Source organism: Bizionia hallyeonensis (assembly GCF_042657385.1).
Taxonomy (GTDB): domain Bacteria; phylum Bacteroidota; class Bacteroidia; order Flavobacteriales; family Flavobacteriaceae; genus Algorimicrobium; species Algorimicrobium hallyeonense.
On the sequence record NZ_JBHSLA010000002.1, the window covers coordinates 43014 to 58735 of the forward strand.

A 15722-nucleotide genomic window follows, 5' to 3' on the forward strand; every position below is an offset into this window, starting at 1 on the left:
ATGATAACTGATTATAAATTGAGCTGTTATTAATTAAGACAGAGCGAAGTTTAATAAGGGTTTGTAGTGGTTATTATCGGCTTGTTTTACTGCTTTAAGATACGCTTTACGTGTATCGCTATCTTTAGAGAGATTAGCCGCACCCCAAGAAAAGGGTTCTTTACCAAATAGCTTTTCAATAATAATGTCAGCCATTAATCTACTATGTCTCCCATTTCCATTAGGGAAACAGTGTATGCTTACTAAACGATGTTTAAAGCGAATTGCGATTTCCTCTGGTGGATAGGTTTCGTTTTCTATCCAAAATAGCGTATCATCACAAAGCGCTTTTAACTGCATTGGGATTAGATAACTCTTAACCCCTATGTTTTTTTCTGTTTTTCTGAATGTTCCAGCCCACGCCCACACATTGCCATACATACGCTTATGTAAGTCACAAATAAATTTTTCTGTGAACACCTGTTGGGGTTTGAACTTTTTACCAAATATCCACTGTAAGGCTTCTTCGATATTGAGTTGTTCGAACTCGTCCAATTCACCTTTAGTGGATATGGTTTCTATGAGTAAGCCCTCTTTTTCTTCTTCATCAATTGGGGTTTGCCCATCTATGTAGTCCAAGTTTAATCCCATAGCATTTTTGGCATTTCGTTTTTAATAATGGCTGTGCGCTCTTCAATCGCTTTTTTAATGCGCTGTTTAGAGTTTTCTTGATCTTCCAATTTCATTGTATTAGACGTTCTGGATACAATGCGTATCGCCAATTCTTTGGCTTTTCGCTCTATTAAATCATCTAACGTACCATCTTTAGGCACGAAGCCATATACCAATTGCATATCGAGCGCACTTGCAGTATCCTTTAAGGTTTTGAGGGTTATGTTTCCTTCTTTTTCCCTTGTTTCAATCTCCTGTACACTCTGTTTTGTAATAGACAATTTATCTGCCAACTGCTGTAAAGACATACCCAAAGATACTCTTACCGCCTTGAGCCAACCAGTGGGTGGTGGCGTTACTTGAGCAGCTGTATTAAACCCTCTTAATTTTCGGTCTAATTGTTCTAATTGTAATCTCTTCTTGTTCATAACGTAAGGCTTTAGACTGACATATTATTTACAAACGTAAGGTTTTAACCTGACATAAACAAATATTTCGTCAGCTTACAAACTGACATTAATAAACAAAAAGTAAGGCTATAGGCTGACATAACATCTTTAATTCCTTAAATCCTTAAAATCCTTAATTACGTCTTTGCAGGATTTGAATAGTTATTGTGTGCTTCTCTGTGTATTAAACCTGCTTCTACAAATTTGGTAATATAGCCTTCTGCGGTTTTGTGTGGGATGCTCTGCTTTGTTGCTAAATCTAAATACTCTTGCCTGCTAAATTGCTTTGGCAAACTTTCTAAAAAGCGTTCTTTTCTATTTAAACGTTTTGTTGCTTTTTGCTCAATAGGTAAGTCGTTAAACACTTTACTACTATGTTTTACTAAAATTGAAATAATAGTTAGTGCATTTTCAAAATCTATATCCTCACATTCTTTAGTTGCGTTTACATCACCATCTTCCATAATGCGGAAAGCTGTGAATAGCATCATTATCCTAAACGCAATTAAGCCTAATCGCCTTATTGTTGCGATGTATTCTTCGGGTTGTAGGTTGATGTATTTGGTTTGTAAGGATTCAAAAAACGTATTGAATTGCTGTTGTTGGGTTGTGGTTAATCGTATTTCAATCTCTGGATTGTTTTTTAGCGTTTTGTAAAGTCCCAAAAACTCACTACCTAATTGGTTATAGTAATCATCTAAACCTACCTTATTGCTATTTTGAAACACGTTTTTCCAAGTTGGTTTAATATTCATATAGTAAAACATAAAACGACTGAACAAACCATTTTCTGCATTGGGTATTAAGGTTGCCACTTGTTTAGGTGTACCAGACAACACCGTTGACAAACAAGGTCTTTCAATATCTACATATTCTCTATCTGTTCTGCGATAATAGCTTATAGTTTCGTGATGAAAGGCTTTACGAAAACCATCGGAATAATTACCATAATCGCTTTTAAAGGCTTGTGCTAACGTATCGCCTTCGGTTTCAAAAATTAACCCTCTGCCTTTATTATCAGAAATTAATTGATATACGCCTGTTACACTATTGTTAGCAGGAATAAACAACATTCGTTCTGGTGGCTTACTTGGTTTTTCCAAGTTTTCATCTTTGCCTTTGTTCATATTGTAAGTAGCAGTTTCTGCTTGAAATTGCTGTTTTAGCACTTTGGCTTGTTCTCGTTTTAATTTGTGTACAGGCTCTACCAAATTTTTAATTTGGTTAAGCCTTCCTTTACCTGCAGATGCAGGTGCGGTTACAAATAAATATAAGTTGCTGAACACTTTACGTTGGTCATAGATTCCGAAGAGTTTAGGAAAACACGCACTAAATGCTGTTAATGCGCCTAACAATAAAATGTCCTTTTCTTCCTGTCCATTAGCAGGGTTTACAACTTGTTGTAAAAACTGTGGCAAATTCTCATATACCGTTTCTGGTATTGTTGGCATAGATTCATTTGGTGTGTCAACTACAGTTGCAACCTTTGTTGCAACTTCGTTGTTGTTTTGTAGTTTAGTCGGTTTGACACCTGATTGATGTGCATAGTGATAAAAGGTAGCAATTGTAATTCCGTGTCCTTTTGCGTTTAAGCATTTATCGAATTGTGCATCACATTCTTTGGTATCGTAACCTGCATAATTTTTACTTATACGATGGAAATAATCTCTTCCTGTTTCTCCATATTCTTCTGCTAAAGCAAAGCCTAAATCTCTCCAAGTGGCATAACTTCCTGTTATGTCTGTGCTTGATTGCTCGATTGCTGAAATGTAGGATTCAATGTCTGTATCAGCAACAGCAACAACATTGGTTGTTGCTGTGTTGCTTTTTGGTTTTGTTGGCTCTTTAGGAACTTCTAACCAATCTTTTGGGTTAAATATTTTAGTCATAATGCTTGATGTCTTTTATGTAGAAAGGCTGTTGGGTCGTATGGTAAAAAACACGCTCTGGAAACGTCTTTACCTGACTGGTCAACCTCAATGTTATAATTGTGTTTAATGTAATTTGCTACTGCTGTAAAATATTCTGAATGTGTTACCTCTGAAACATCTATTCTAATAATCCATTTTAGGCCATCACCAGATGGTGAAATGAAGAGCATTTCGGTTTCAAAATATTCATCATTTAAGAGTTGCGTTCTTAACTCTTGTAGATTCTCTAAATGGTCAAAATCAATGGTTAATAAATTAGAATGCTTTAGCAAATTGTTATCGCTTCGTTTTTCAAATGTTCCTGAAAGTGTCACGTAATCAAAGCGATTCGCTTTGAATTTACGTGCTTCTTTTACATTGGTAATTGCTCTTAATTCTTCAGTAATGCTTTTGTATTTATCACTTGTGATTAATGCAAATACTTGATGCAGTCGCAAGGTTTCCGAAGGAAATACATTGCGAACAGGTGCTTTGAAAAAGCTACAGTTGGCATACCAGGTATCATCTGGTTCATTAAGCCATTCCAATTCGTCTTTTTCCTTGACTTCTAAATTTAGATGTAACTCTTTATTTATCTTCTGGAATAATTCTTCTTCATCGGTTATTCTAAAATGGTATTGTGCAAAATCGAATACATCACCTTTAAAGGCTTCTAATTCTGTATCTCTATGTGTTGCTATAATGCCATCAATATGAATCCGTAAGGTTTCTTTACCGCCATTAAAAGGGTTTCGAGTTATCCCACAGTCCCTTCCTTTTACAGAAAGGACTGTTTGATTAGGATAATACTGTCTCAACACATAGGCATAGATTTTTAAACCATAATGTGTTTTGTCTAAAATTGCTTCTCTACTTATTTCCATCTCGCTTGAAATTATGGTTGTAGTAGTTGTCTTGAAGCAACTGCTCAATGTCAGCAACTTTATAGTAAAATTTACCTTTTACTTTGCTGTAAGGCAAAGTGCCATTGGTTCTTAAAGTTTGTAGCGTTCGCTTACTTATATGTAAGGTCTGCAATACATCTTGATTGTCTATCCACGTATCTTTTAATACTTCTGCTCTCGATTGTCGCAACAATTCGATACGTGCTTTTAAGTGCTTAACATCTTGCGAGAGCGTTAAGAGTAAATCGATTATTTCAGTCATAACTTCACCGCTCCTTTCTTAATGAGGTAATCGGCAGCTTGCTGTTCGATTTCGTCTTGTGAATCTACACGGTTACTTAATAACCATTGTTCTAATTCAACTCTGTTAAAATAAATTTTCTTACCATTCGGTTTATAATGTGGAATGGTTCCTGTGCTTGTAAGTTTATATAAATGGGATTGTGATAATTCCAAAAACTTACACGCTTCGTTAAAGCTCAATACGTTTTTTACAATAATGTTTCTGTCTAAAACGTGCTGTTCGATAATTTTGAGACGTTCTAATATTTCGTCCATAACTAATAAAATTTTAGTTTATAGTAAATGGACATCTGGCCAAATGTCATTCTTGGTTTTCAAGAACAGGACAAAGGTTTAAAATTGGCTTCGTGATTTTAGTAAGAGTGTAAAACAAGGGTAAGACAACAGTAAGGTTTCTTACTATTCTTACTGTTTTTTATTGCAGTTGTTGGATGATTTTATCTATTTCTTCCTTTTCTTTTGGGTTGTGAACTTTGTTTTTGTGAAGATTATTCGCCTTTAATAGCGTACCTGTTTTAGTAACAAATTTTCCAGAACGTTCTATTGATGTAGGATTGAAACCATTGAAAAATGGCTTTAGTTTTGTTACAAGGTAACTAAACTGTGTAGTCTCGCATTGAAGATAAATTTGCGATTCTGTATTGGTAAAATCTTTTGCTAATAACAATTGGTGCAACTGTTCAACAGTTGTGCGGTTATCTAACAAATCTATTTTTAGATTTATTTGTTTGAGCACAGTTAGCAAAGTTGAGGTGTCGTTGCTTTTATATCCAAAAGAGGTCTTTGGTTTTGCTTTCGTTTTTAATGTTATTTTGGCAGCCACTTTTTTAGTGGTGCTCTTTTCTATTAGGCTAATATCAAAAGTTTCATCATTAAAGTATTTTTCTGCAATTTCAGCAATTGAGAATTTTGTGTTTACGGAAAACTGACCGTATTGCTCTTGTAGTTCAGCATACAATCTTATAGCAGACACTTTTAAGTAGTTTATGATATAATTGTCATCATTGTTGAAATCTGCTGTTATTCCTCTTTTATTGATATAAGTTGAAATGTCATTTAAGTACTTATCAAATTTATTAAGTAGAATGGTATAACTGTATTTATTTTCTGGTGTAGTTGCATTTTTCGGAAATTCCTTCGCAAATGATGCTACTGTATATTCTGTTTCATTAAATATTAGCTTTTGATAGTATTCTTTTTTCGCATTTAAAGGTTTTTTAAAGTTTACTTTAAAAACTGCGTTATTAGCTTTTTGGTTCAATTTAAAATCAGACAATAAGTATTTAAAATCCTTTTCCTGTCTATTATCTCTATGTAAGCCATTGGTTATAGAAACCAAACTTGAAAATATACTTCCTTTCATTATAAATCCAGTTGAATACGGTTAGCAGCTTCTTTCTTTTTATCGTCAATTACTTTGGCATATATCTGTGTAGTGCGTAACTCTTTATGACCTAATAATTTTGATACAGTATATATGTCTGTACCCAAAGTTAATTGTAAGGTAGCGTAGGTATGACGCGCACAATGAAACGTAATAGTTTTAGTAATACCTGCTTTCATCATCCATTGTTGTAATTTTAAATTAGACCAGGCACTATAATGTAAGCCATCAAATACTTTATCGTCTGGATTACCTTTTTCTCCTAATAGATTTCTTGCTTGGTCTGATATTGGTAAGGTTTCGACACCTTTAGTTTTCTTTTGTCTAAATCGGATATAATATCCCATTTCTTTTGAGTGCTGGATTTCTGACCATATCAATTTTTCAATATCTGACCAACGTAATCCGGTTAAAGCTGAAAAAATAAAAGCATTCTTTAAAATAGGCAGTTCACATTCTGTATTAACTGCCTTTTGTAATTCATCAAGCGTTAAAAATTCTCGTTGAGGTTCACCTTGTTTAAAATACTCTACACCATTTGCAGGATTTACTTTTAATATGCCATCCTTTACAGCCTGTTTTAATGCAGCTGAAAATTTACCAAAATATGAATATTTTGAATTTTGAGATAGTTTTTTACCTGCTCTACCAATTGCATCTTTATCTAAATACTCTTTGAAACGCTCAACAAATGATTTGTCTATGTCTTGAAAACTAACATCAGTTGGACAAAACTTTTTTAAATGTTTTAGCATACTATTCCAATTCCCATAATTGCCAGAGCTTGTATTTTTCTTTTCTGCTAAAGCTGTGATGTAAGTAATAAAACTGCCTTTTAGCTTTTCAATATCTTGAAAGCCATAAATACCATTTTGAATTTCTATTTGTCGCTGTGCACATATAGTTTCAGCCAATTGTTTGGTTTTCTTATTAACTTCTCTTTCAGTTTTGGTTTTAGGATTAGGTGTAAGGTATAAGCGTAAGTATTCTGTTTTACGTTTGCCTTTATGATAGTAATCTAAATACAGACTTATTTTGTCGTTCTTCTTGCGTTGTCTTAATGTTACTTTCATAATGGAATTAATTAAAAAGGTTTTCTATTTGCCATCTGGCCACAATACGCTTTCTACCAAAAGGAACTGCTTTTAAACGTCCTTGTTGTATCATTCTTTGAATGGTCCATCTACTTACTCCAATAAGTTGTGAAGCTTCTGTTACGCTTAAAAAATCTTTATTGTTTACAGCATTTGGATTTTGAACCTCAACCACTTCATTCTTTTGCTTCATATCAGCATTAAGAGTTGATTGAATTTTTTCTTTACGCTTTCTGGCCTTATAGGCTTTTTTAGCGCAAGAATTACCACAGTATTGAGTTACTGTTGTACGTGCTGTAAAAGCATTTCCGCAATGCTTACAAGTTTTCGGGATGTATAAATTACTGCTCATAAATGGTGCTTTATGTAGCGTTATGGTGCAACGTGGGGCAATATGGTGCATCATTTCGCCTTTATTTTTGCCAACAGATTTGGGCAACAAATCCGTATAATGGGCAACATATATGAAACAAATATAGTTAAAAAAGGGCAATTAGGCAACAAAAAAGAATATGTAAACCACTGAAAAACAAGCAAGAACTAATAAAAAGAAGCTTAATTACTTCCTAATACAAGATATGTTATATATATCACCTGAGAAACACGAACAGTTAAGAAAAGGACATTTAAAGAAAGGTGATGTTTTATGTGCAAATAGAGGAATGATTGGAAAAGTCGCTATGTTACCAGATAGTTTTGAGAAAGCAAATTTAAACTCTCAACTTGCATGGTTTAGATGTATCGATAAGGTTCAGTCGAAACTTTTATATTATCAGTTACAAGATGTAAATGTAACTGATCAAATGAATAATTTGACTACAGGTACAGCTCTTAAACAATTACCTATTGGAAATGTAAAAAAAATTAAACTAAAAATTCCACCACTAGCAGAACAACAACGCATTGTTGCCAAGTTAGATGAATTATTTGGGTATCTAGACCACCTTAAAACCCGTTTAAACCACATACCACAAATCCTTAAAAACTTTAGACAAGCGGTATTAACCCAAGCGGTAACAGGTGAATTGACTGAGGAGTGGCGTGTTGGGAAGGCGTTGGAGGAATGGGAAGAAACTACAGTAAGTAAGTTTATGATTGAGGTGAAAGATAAAATGAATCCAATGGATTCAGATGCTACAAATTATATAGGGTTAGAGCATCTTTTAAAAGATGGCGGAGTAATTAATAAGTCAACTTCTGAGGATCTTAAAAGTTCTAAAACAGTTTTCAGAAAAGGGGATGTTCTATATGGAAAATTGAGACCATATTTAAATAAACATGACGTCGTTAATTTTGATGGTGTTTGTTCCACAGATATTCTAGTATATAGAAATGATTTTGAAGATTCTTCACATTTCTTTAATTATTTTTTAGGTACAGAGAATTTTATTCAAAAAGCAAATTCTGAATCTAAAGGAATAAATCTTCCTAGAGTTTCATCAAAAACTATTAATCAATTCAATATTAATGTTCCACCAAAAGAAGAACAAACCGAAATTGTAAAGCGAGTAAAGCATTTATTTGCTAAAGCAGATACTATAGAAGCGCAATACCAAAGCCTAAAAACAAAAATAGACAGCTTACCACAAGCTATATTAGCCAAAGCGTTTAAAGGAGAATTAGTTGAGCAGTTACCTACGGATGGTAGTGCAGAGGTTTTGTTGGAGGAGATAGAGCGGTTGAAGGTTGAGGTTGTTGGAAAAGGAAATACTAAGCGTAATAAGAAAGTTGTTAAAAAGTAAGATGTTATGAGATTAGCTGCATTATATATTGAAGATCATTTTCTTTTTGATCAACCTCAAACTATTAATTTTGGAGGTAACTATATTTATGATTTCACAAACATCCTCGGAATAACAAGAGAGCCAAACAGATTTTTTATTGAAAACTTATATAAAGAAAATAATTTAAGTCTATTATCTGCAATTGTTGGCAGGAACGGTACAGGGAAAACGACTCTTTTGAGATATATAATAAGTTGCATAAAAGGCGAAGGGTATGGAAGTCGTTATATACTTATAGTAGAAGATAATAATATTACTTACACGCTAAGTCCATCTTTGAGTGTTGGCTATAGTTTTACAGAAAGATCACTTGATATAAATTTAATAGAAACACTCTATTATTCACCATATTTAGATTTTAAAGAGTCTATAAATGGTATTGATTTAAGTTACGATACTATTTTGGAAAAAGACATTGAAGCTTCTAAAAATAAATTTGTAGCAAATGAGGATGTGAATCTAAAGCGTTGGTTGAAAGCTAAAAATTCTATCAGAATTTTTGAGTTTCAAATTTCCAAATATGCTAAACAATTAAAAACAGTATTTGATTTTCCTGATTATGAAAGAGCTAGGTTTTCTTTTATTAGATATAAACTGGATGTCAATCATGATGAAGATAGAATTATTTTCCACAATACACCATTTGATTTACAGTTTGTCATACATCCGTTATATAAGTTAATAAAGGAAGAGGCAAGACTTATTAATGAAAATAGACCAAAAGGATATAGTCTCGTAAATCTTCAAAAAAATCTTTTCAAGAATTACTTATTAATGGACTTATTAAGCCTATTTATAATACAAATGGAGAAAAAGAACAATTATTTACGAGAAGGCCATATTAAAATAACGAATAAAGAGTACGCTGAATTAATTAATGACTTGGATGCAAAAGAAGCCCTTTTTAAGTTTTTAGATTTGCATTATTTTCAAGTAGGTTCCCAAAGAATAGAATTATTGCCAGTAGAAGAGACAAAGCAAATGGTTAATTATTTATTTGATATAATTGATAATTTAGAAGCTGAAAATGATAGTGATACAAGAAATTTTGATTGGAGCGATAAATCAATTTATTTAAACAATGATCAAGCAATACAATTAATAGAGTACCATACTTTTTTTTTAAACAAGGTAGATCAATATTATGGAGGTATTAAAGAAAAAGGAGAGGTAATATTTAGTAAAAGAGAACGGATTGAAGGCTTAATTAATTATGAGCCATCAGATAGAGATTTAAGCTCTGGTGAAACGGCTTTATTAAACTTCTATTCAAGAATTTATTATTATTTTAAAAAGCAACATATAGATATCAATAGTATTGCAAAAAAAGATTTCTATGTTTTATTGTTAGATGAAGCAGATATGGGGTTTCATCCAAGATGGAGAAAATCTTTTGTTAAATCTATAACTACTTTTTTACCTTCTTTTTTTAAAGATTTGAAATCTGAAATTCAGATTATATTTACTACTCACGACCCAATCACTCTATCTGATATTCCAAACAATCAGATAGTGTATCTTAATAAAATAGAAGGGAAAAATATTATCCTTAAACAAAACGAAAAGCCTGAAAAATCGTTTGGTGCAAATGTACACGATTTATTAGCTCATAGTTTCTTCTTAGAAGATGGTTTTATGGGTGAGTTTGCACAAGAGTTAATTACTGATTTAATAAATTATTTAACCTTTGATGAAGAGAAAGAATTATCGGAAGAAAATAAGCGACATCAAAAGGAATGGCATCCTGAGAGAGCACAAGAAGTCATAAATATTATAGATGAGCCATTAATTAAAGAAAGTGTTCAGTCTTTATACAATAAAAAATTTTTATATAAAGATAAAAGTCTATTAGAGCTTAAAATTAAAGAGTTGGAAATTCAATTAAATAAAATAACCAGCAATGAGAAAGGTTAAAATAACAAAAGATCTTAAAGATAATGTTGTAAAGTTTAACAAAGAATTATTTGTTGAAACCAGATCTGATTCTTTTGAATTACCAATAAATAGACTTACAAAATTAAAGAATAATAGCAGTTTCAATTATAAAAAGTATGTTAAAAAAATAATTGATAATTATCAAGATATCTTAAATGCAGATCCTATAAAGATGAAAGGTTTTATTGAAGAATTCAATAAAATACTAAAGCCGCATGAATTACAAGATAAAAGAAGTGTTACAGCAAAGTCTTTTCATGAAAAAGTTGTATACGCAATGCGGTATGAAGAATTACGATCTGAAGAGTTTCCGAAATATCTATTAAATTCGGATCTCAGAACTTGTGTGTATTGTAACTCTCAATCCACCCTTGTAGTTGAACCTGTTTATTATAATAAAAAGAAAAAAAAAGGTAAAAAAAAGCCAATTGCAAAATTACAGTTAGACCATTATTACCCTAAATCAAAGTACCCTTTTTTAAGTACTACCTTCTTTAATTTATATCCAACCTGTGCTAATTGTAATTTGTCAAAAGGGAAAAAAGAGGCAAAATTTCAATTATATACCTTAGGAGATGATTTGGATGTTTTTCGTTTTTGGATAGACGATCAATCAATTCTTGATTATTGGCTAAACCTTGATTTAAAATCTTTAAAAATATACTTGGAGACAGTAGATGGTGATATGGATTTAATTAAAAACCATAATGACTTATTTAATATTCAACAGATTTATGATGCACAAAAAGATATAGGAGAAGAGTTGGTCTGGAAACACAAGGCTTATCCAAATATATATAGGCATTTACTGAATAAATCATTTAATAAAATTTTTCCAGACCAATCAGTCATTGATAGGATGCTTATTGGTAATTATAGCAAACCCGAAGAAACTTTTAAAAGACCTCTGGCAAAATACACTCAAGATATTGCTAGACAATTAAAAATAATTAGTGAAAATGAATAATCAAAGAAAACAACTATGCCTTAACTATTTAAAAGCAAGAAAAGCATTTTTAGAAGAAGCAAACAAAGATGACGTTTTACATGGAAATGATAATATTGTGGGTAGAATAGGTGAGGCTATTGCGCATTCGTTTTTGGAACAATTAGGAAAAAAACCTGAAGTGGTTAGAAATCAATCTAAAGCAGGATATGATATTATTTGTCTTTCTGATAACTCTAAAATTTCTGTAAAAATGATTACTTCCGAAAATAAATCGGGTAGTACGTCTCAGATTAAACATGAATGGCATGAGCTCATCGGTATAGAATTAGGTGAGGACTTAAAGGTTATTAAGTTAGGTCTAATTACTCGGAAAAACTTCGAGTTAGAATTAACTAAAAGAAACCAACGATTAGCACCTAATTTTAGCAGAGCCATGTTAAAAGAAACTGGTGTCTTCGCAAAAGCAGGTAAGATTTATATAGGAGAAGAATTAGCTAAATACAATTTATTATAATGTTATTTAATCAAGTTACTAAAGATCATATACTTCAAGCCATAAAAGATTTTGAAGACAAAGGATTTCCAAATGAATTTGGCCCATCTTCAACTTACGATTTAGTTTATGAGGGCAAAAAGTATCCACCAAAAGCCATTATGGCCTATGCTAATTATTACGCAGAAGGGAGGGAATTAGAAAACTATTTTAGTGGAGGTATTGGAACCGATTGTTTTAAAGCGATTGAGAAAAATGGTTTTGAGATTATTTTGAAGCCTGATAAGAATAAAAATTTGAAAAAAGAATTTATTAAATGGTTGCACGCAAACACCAAGGATGGTAGCAATAGAGTTTCAAGTTACTCCAAAGCACTCGATTTATTAAATACGATTTTGGATTATAATCTTTATGAAACCGAAGACTTGAAACATTTAAATTCTTTATATAAAGAGCTGAAACGAGAGCAACGAACTATAGGAGGGAAATATTATGTAGAAAAATCGCCTTCTTATGGAACGAATGGTTTTTATTCGGCAAGTGTTAAGAAGTATATTCAGTTTTTGGAACAAAGGTCAGAGGATTTATTTAGTAGCCCTACTGAAGCAATTTTGCAGAATTTAATTGAACAATATAAATCAGCTTTAATAAATGATGACTGGCTGAATGATGAACTTTATAAATTTGAATGGGCAAATTGGCTCTTCAGTCATATAGATTTTGATAAACAATCAAATGAAGAAATTCTCGAAAATTGTTTGGCTTCACAAAAAGAAAATTACACAGAATCTAAAGGTGTTCAGTTTATTAAGCAAGGCGCTCGAGAAAAATTGAGTAAATATATTGGCATTGAAGATGTCCAGATATTTAGAGATTTTCATAGCGGAATGGAATTGGAAGAATTAGACTGTTCAAATAGAAATATGAGCTTTCCAATTCTATCTTGTTGGATGTCATCATTAATACCAGATTTTGTTTTTCCTGCAAGTAAAACTGCGTTTTCAGAATTAGCAAGAACATTGTTTAATGCTAGTTTATCAAATAGTAACATGGATTTTGTAATCGGTATGCAAGATCCGATGACAAAAATTTCTGAAGAGCTGCTTAAACAGCAGGATATTTTAAATATTTTAGTTAAAAAACTGAATAAAAAGGAATTAATACAACTAGATTTAAATTGGTTAACACAAGATTTTCTGTTGTTTTTGGATAGAAATCAAAATTTATTAATTCCAAATCCTGAAAATAATTATCAGAAGACTATGATTTCAAAACAACCAACAAACAAAATCCTTTATGGTCCGCCTGGAACAGGTAAAACCTTCTTTTTGAAAGATCAATTATTTGAAAAATATATTTCAAAGGAAACGTCTATTACTAAAGCGCAGCATTTTGAAACCGTTGTTAGTGATTGCTCATGGTGGCAAGTTATAGCAGTAGCCTTATTAGATTTAAAAAAAGCCAAAGTATCCGAGATTTTTAAACATGAGTGGGTACAGAAAAAAGCTAGTTTATCTAACTCTAAAACAATAAGACCAACGCTATGGGGACAGTTACAAAGTCATACCGTTAATGAATGTCAGTTTGTAAATGTTACGAGTAGACAGCAACCCTTGATTTTTAATAAAACGGAAGACTCTTATTGGGAGATTTTAGAAGATGAGGTAAATGAATTAGTTCCAGAATTATTTGACTTAAGAAATTCGGTTCATAATTATAATCCTGATCCAGATAAGATTATTAAGCATTATGACTTTGTAACCTTTCATCAATCCTTCGCTTATGAGGATTTTATTGAAGGTATTAAGCCAATCATACCACAGTTAGATACCGAAATAGAGGAGTCTAAAGACTTAGGTTATAACATTGAAGACGGTGTATTTAAAAACCTATGTAGAAAAGCTGAAAATGATCCAGACAACCGATATGCCATTTTTATAGATGAAATTAATAGAGGTAATGTTTCCGCTATTTTTGGGGAGCTTATAACTTTAATAGAAATTGATAAACGCAAAGGTGCTAAAAATGAAATGTTTATTAAACTTCCGTATTCTAAAAAGGAGTTTAGTGTACCTTCAAATCTGGATATCTATGGAACCATGAATACAGCAGATCGTTCGGTTGAAGCATTAGACACCGCATTACGTAGACGATTTGAGTTTCAGGAAATGATGCCAGACTATACCGTTATTGAAGAAGAAACGGTAGAGGGTCTTGATTTACCTGAAGTACTACAAACTATTAATCAGCGTATTGAATTATTAATAGATAGAGATCATACCATAGGACATTCCTATTTTGTAAATGTAAATACGACGCAAAAATTGGCAAACGCTTTTAATAATAAAATTGTGCCTTTATTGCAAGAGTATTTTTATGGTGACTACGGCAAAATTGGTTTGGTTTTAGGTAAAGGGTTTGTAGAAAAGTTAAAAAATGATAAAGTAGACTTTGCGAAATTTGATTATGATAATGCCAATGATTTTAAAATCCCGAGTTATAAACTGAATCAAGTGTATGCAGATACTGTTTTAGAGGCAATAGTAGAATTGTTGGGTGTAAAAGAAACAGATTAAGATATAATTGACTAAACATAATAACATATCAGTTTTTGAGCATCAACGTTTATATGTTGGTCAACAAGGCTTTAAACAAAGCCATTTAGATGCGTTTTTAAAATTAAACGAGTATCATGATGGTAATTTTTTTGAACCTATTGCTAAAGGCATAAAATTCAATCAATATGTTGGTGTTATTCAGGTTGACGGTTTAAATATTCAAATTAATCCAAAAGCAGACAAGGATGATGATGATGATAAATGGAAGAATGTTTTATTAAAAATGCTGCTTGCATGTGGTAAGCTTAAAGCTGAATCAGCAGGTTCCGCGAACGTCAAAAGAAAACACTTAAATCTGTTAGAGGTTTATTTTGAAATCTATCTATTAGAAGTTGAAGGTTTAATTAGAAAAGGGTTAATCAAAAAATACAGAAAGCAAACTCACAATACAAAAGCTTTAAAAGGAAAGTTAGAATTTGCTGGGCACATTAGAAATAATGTGGTCCACAAGGAACGTTTCTATACCACGCATCAAGTATATGATAGCAATCACTTTTTGCATCAAGTACTGCAAAAGGCTTTAACAATAGTAAGTCAGTTTACTTCGGGATCAAGATTGCAAGATCTAACGAATAGAGTATTATTAAACTTTCCAGAAGTAGATAATAAAACAATTACAGCTCAACAGTTAAATACCATTCAACTTAATAGAAAATCTAAAGGTTATAATTCAGCTCTCGAATTAGCAAGACTCATTATTTTAAATTATTCACCAGACATTTCCAGTGGAAAAGAAAAGATGTTATCTCTACTGTTTGATATGAATGACTTATGGGAAACATATATTTTAAAACAACTTCAAAATGCATGCTATGGAACGGATATTACTGTTACAGGGCAAGAATCTAAATCATTTTGGGGCAATAATTTTTTACGTCCAGATATTGTATTGAGAAAAGGAGGTGAAACGTACATTATTGATACCAAATGGAAGCGACCTCAAAAAAGTTCAGCATCCGTAAGTGATTTACGCCAAATGTATACGTATTGCCGATTTTGGGATGCAAAAAAAGCTATGTTACTTTACCCAGGAGAAGACAAAGAAAATATATTTAGATCCTATAAGACGGATGATTATTCTAAAGACCATGAGGATAATCACAACTTAATTGATCATCAGTGTAAAATGGGTTTTGTTTCGGTTTTGGATGAGAGCAATGATGATTTAGATTTAAAAATAGGGGAGAAGATATTGAAGTTGTTGTTTCAATAGTTAAAATAAAGGGCAGAAAAACTAATAACTGCCC

The 15722-nt window shown here is 31.9% G+C and carries 15 protein-coding genes; 6 read left to right on the forward strand and 9 right to left on the reverse strand.

Annotation, left to right across the window (positions count from 1 at the left end):
- Positions 1–33: 33 nt before the first annotated feature.
- From ACFPH8_RS05585 to ACFPH8_RS05625, 9 genes are all read right to left on the reverse strand, one after another.
- The gene (locus ACFPH8_RS05585) at positions 34–618 is read right to left on the reverse strand and encodes a mobile mystery protein B (protein WP_376859180.1); all 585 of its coding nucleotides are present in this window, start codon (positions 616–618) and stop codon (positions 34–36) included.
- Between the two features lie 2 nt (positions 619–620).
- Complete coding sequence (locus ACFPH8_RS05590) at positions 621–1079, reverse strand: mobile mystery protein A (protein ID WP_183477848.1); 459 nt, start codon at positions 1077–1079, stop codon at positions 621–623.
- Between the two features lie 158 nt (positions 1080–1237).
- A complete protein-coding gene (locus ACFPH8_RS05595; RefSeq protein ID WP_183477847.1) occupies positions 1238–2989 on the reverse strand; it encodes a DUF3987 domain-containing protein in 1752 nt (583 codons plus the stop codon).
- Complete coding sequence (locus tag ACFPH8_RS05600; RefSeq protein ID WP_183477846.1) at positions 2986–3894, reverse strand: BT4734/BF3469 family protein; 909 nt, start codon at positions 3892–3894, stop codon at positions 2986–2988. Before ACFPH8_RS05600 ends, ACFPH8_RS05595 begins: the two co-directional genes overlap by 4 nt.
- Positions 3881–4177 carry a helix-turn-helix domain-containing protein gene (locus ACFPH8_RS05605; RefSeq protein ID WP_183477845.1) on the reverse strand — a complete coding sequence of 99 codons (297 nt, stop codon included), beginning with the start codon at positions 4175–4177 and terminating at the stop codon, positions 3881–3883. Before ACFPH8_RS05605 ends, ACFPH8_RS05600 begins: the two co-directional genes overlap by 14 nt.
- On the reverse strand, positions 4174–4473 hold the full coding sequence (locus ACFPH8_RS05610) for a helix-turn-helix domain-containing protein (RefSeq protein ID WP_155087805.1): 300 nt from the start codon (positions 4471–4473) through the stop codon (positions 4174–4176). Before ACFPH8_RS05610 ends, ACFPH8_RS05605 begins: the two co-directional genes overlap by 4 nt.
- A gap of 160 nt (positions 4474–4633) precedes the next feature.
- Positions 4634–5581 (reverse strand): DUF6617 family protein, encoded by a 948-nt coding sequence (locus tag ACFPH8_RS05615; protein WP_376859183.1) that lies wholly within the window; start codon positions 5579–5581, stop codon positions 4634–4636.
- On the reverse strand, positions 5581–6675 hold the full coding sequence (locus ACFPH8_RS05620) for a phage integrase SAM-like domain-containing protein (protein ID WP_376859185.1): 1095 nt from the start codon (positions 6673–6675) through the stop codon (positions 5581–5583). Before ACFPH8_RS05620 ends, ACFPH8_RS05615 begins: the two co-directional genes overlap by 1 nt.
- Positions 6676–6682: 7 nt before the next feature.
- Positions 6683–7102: a helix-turn-helix domain-containing protein gene (locus ACFPH8_RS05625; protein WP_246415186.1), complete on the reverse strand. Its 420-nt coding sequence runs from the start codon at positions 7100–7102 to the stop codon at positions 6683–6685.
- A gap of 172 nt (positions 7103–7274) precedes the next feature.
- On the opposite strand from ACFPH8_RS05625, the gene ACFPH8_RS05630 reads away from it, so the two are divergent.
- From ACFPH8_RS05630 to ACFPH8_RS05655, 6 genes are read left to right on the forward strand one after another with little or no spacing between them, the layout of a single operon-like run.
- Positions 7275–8438 (forward strand): restriction endonuclease subunit S, encoded by a 1164-nt coding sequence (locus ACFPH8_RS05630; protein ID WP_376859187.1) that lies wholly within the window; start codon positions 7275–7277, stop codon positions 8436–8438.
- 6 nt (positions 8439–8444) lie between these two features.
- Positions 8445–10394 carry an AAA family ATPase gene (locus ACFPH8_RS05635; protein WP_376859189.1) on the forward strand — a complete coding sequence of 650 codons (1950 nt, stop codon included), beginning with the start codon at positions 8445–8447 and terminating at the stop codon, positions 10392–10394.
- Positions 10381–11382, forward strand: coding sequence for an HNH endonuclease (locus ACFPH8_RS05640; RefSeq protein ID WP_376859191.1), 1002 nt, complete (start codon positions 10381–10383; stop codon positions 11380–11382). The genes ACFPH8_RS05635 and ACFPH8_RS05640 overlap by 14 nt, the downstream gene beginning before the upstream one ends.
- Entirely contained in the window at positions 11375–11878 is a 504-nt protein-coding gene (locus tag ACFPH8_RS05645) for a hypothetical protein (protein WP_376859193.1), read from the forward strand. Before ACFPH8_RS05640 ends, ACFPH8_RS05645 begins: the two co-directional genes overlap by 8 nt.
- A complete protein-coding gene (locus ACFPH8_RS05650; RefSeq protein WP_376859195.1) occupies positions 11878–14433 on the forward strand; it encodes an McrB family protein in 2556 nt (851 codons plus the stop codon). Before ACFPH8_RS05645 ends, ACFPH8_RS05650 begins: the two co-directional genes overlap by 1 nt.
- A gap of 7 nt (positions 14434–14440) precedes the next feature.
- Positions 14441–15688 (forward strand): McrC family protein, encoded by a 1248-nt coding sequence (locus ACFPH8_RS05655; protein ID WP_376859197.1) that lies wholly within the window; start codon positions 14441–14443, stop codon positions 15686–15688.
- Positions 15689–15722: the final 34 nt, after the last annotated feature.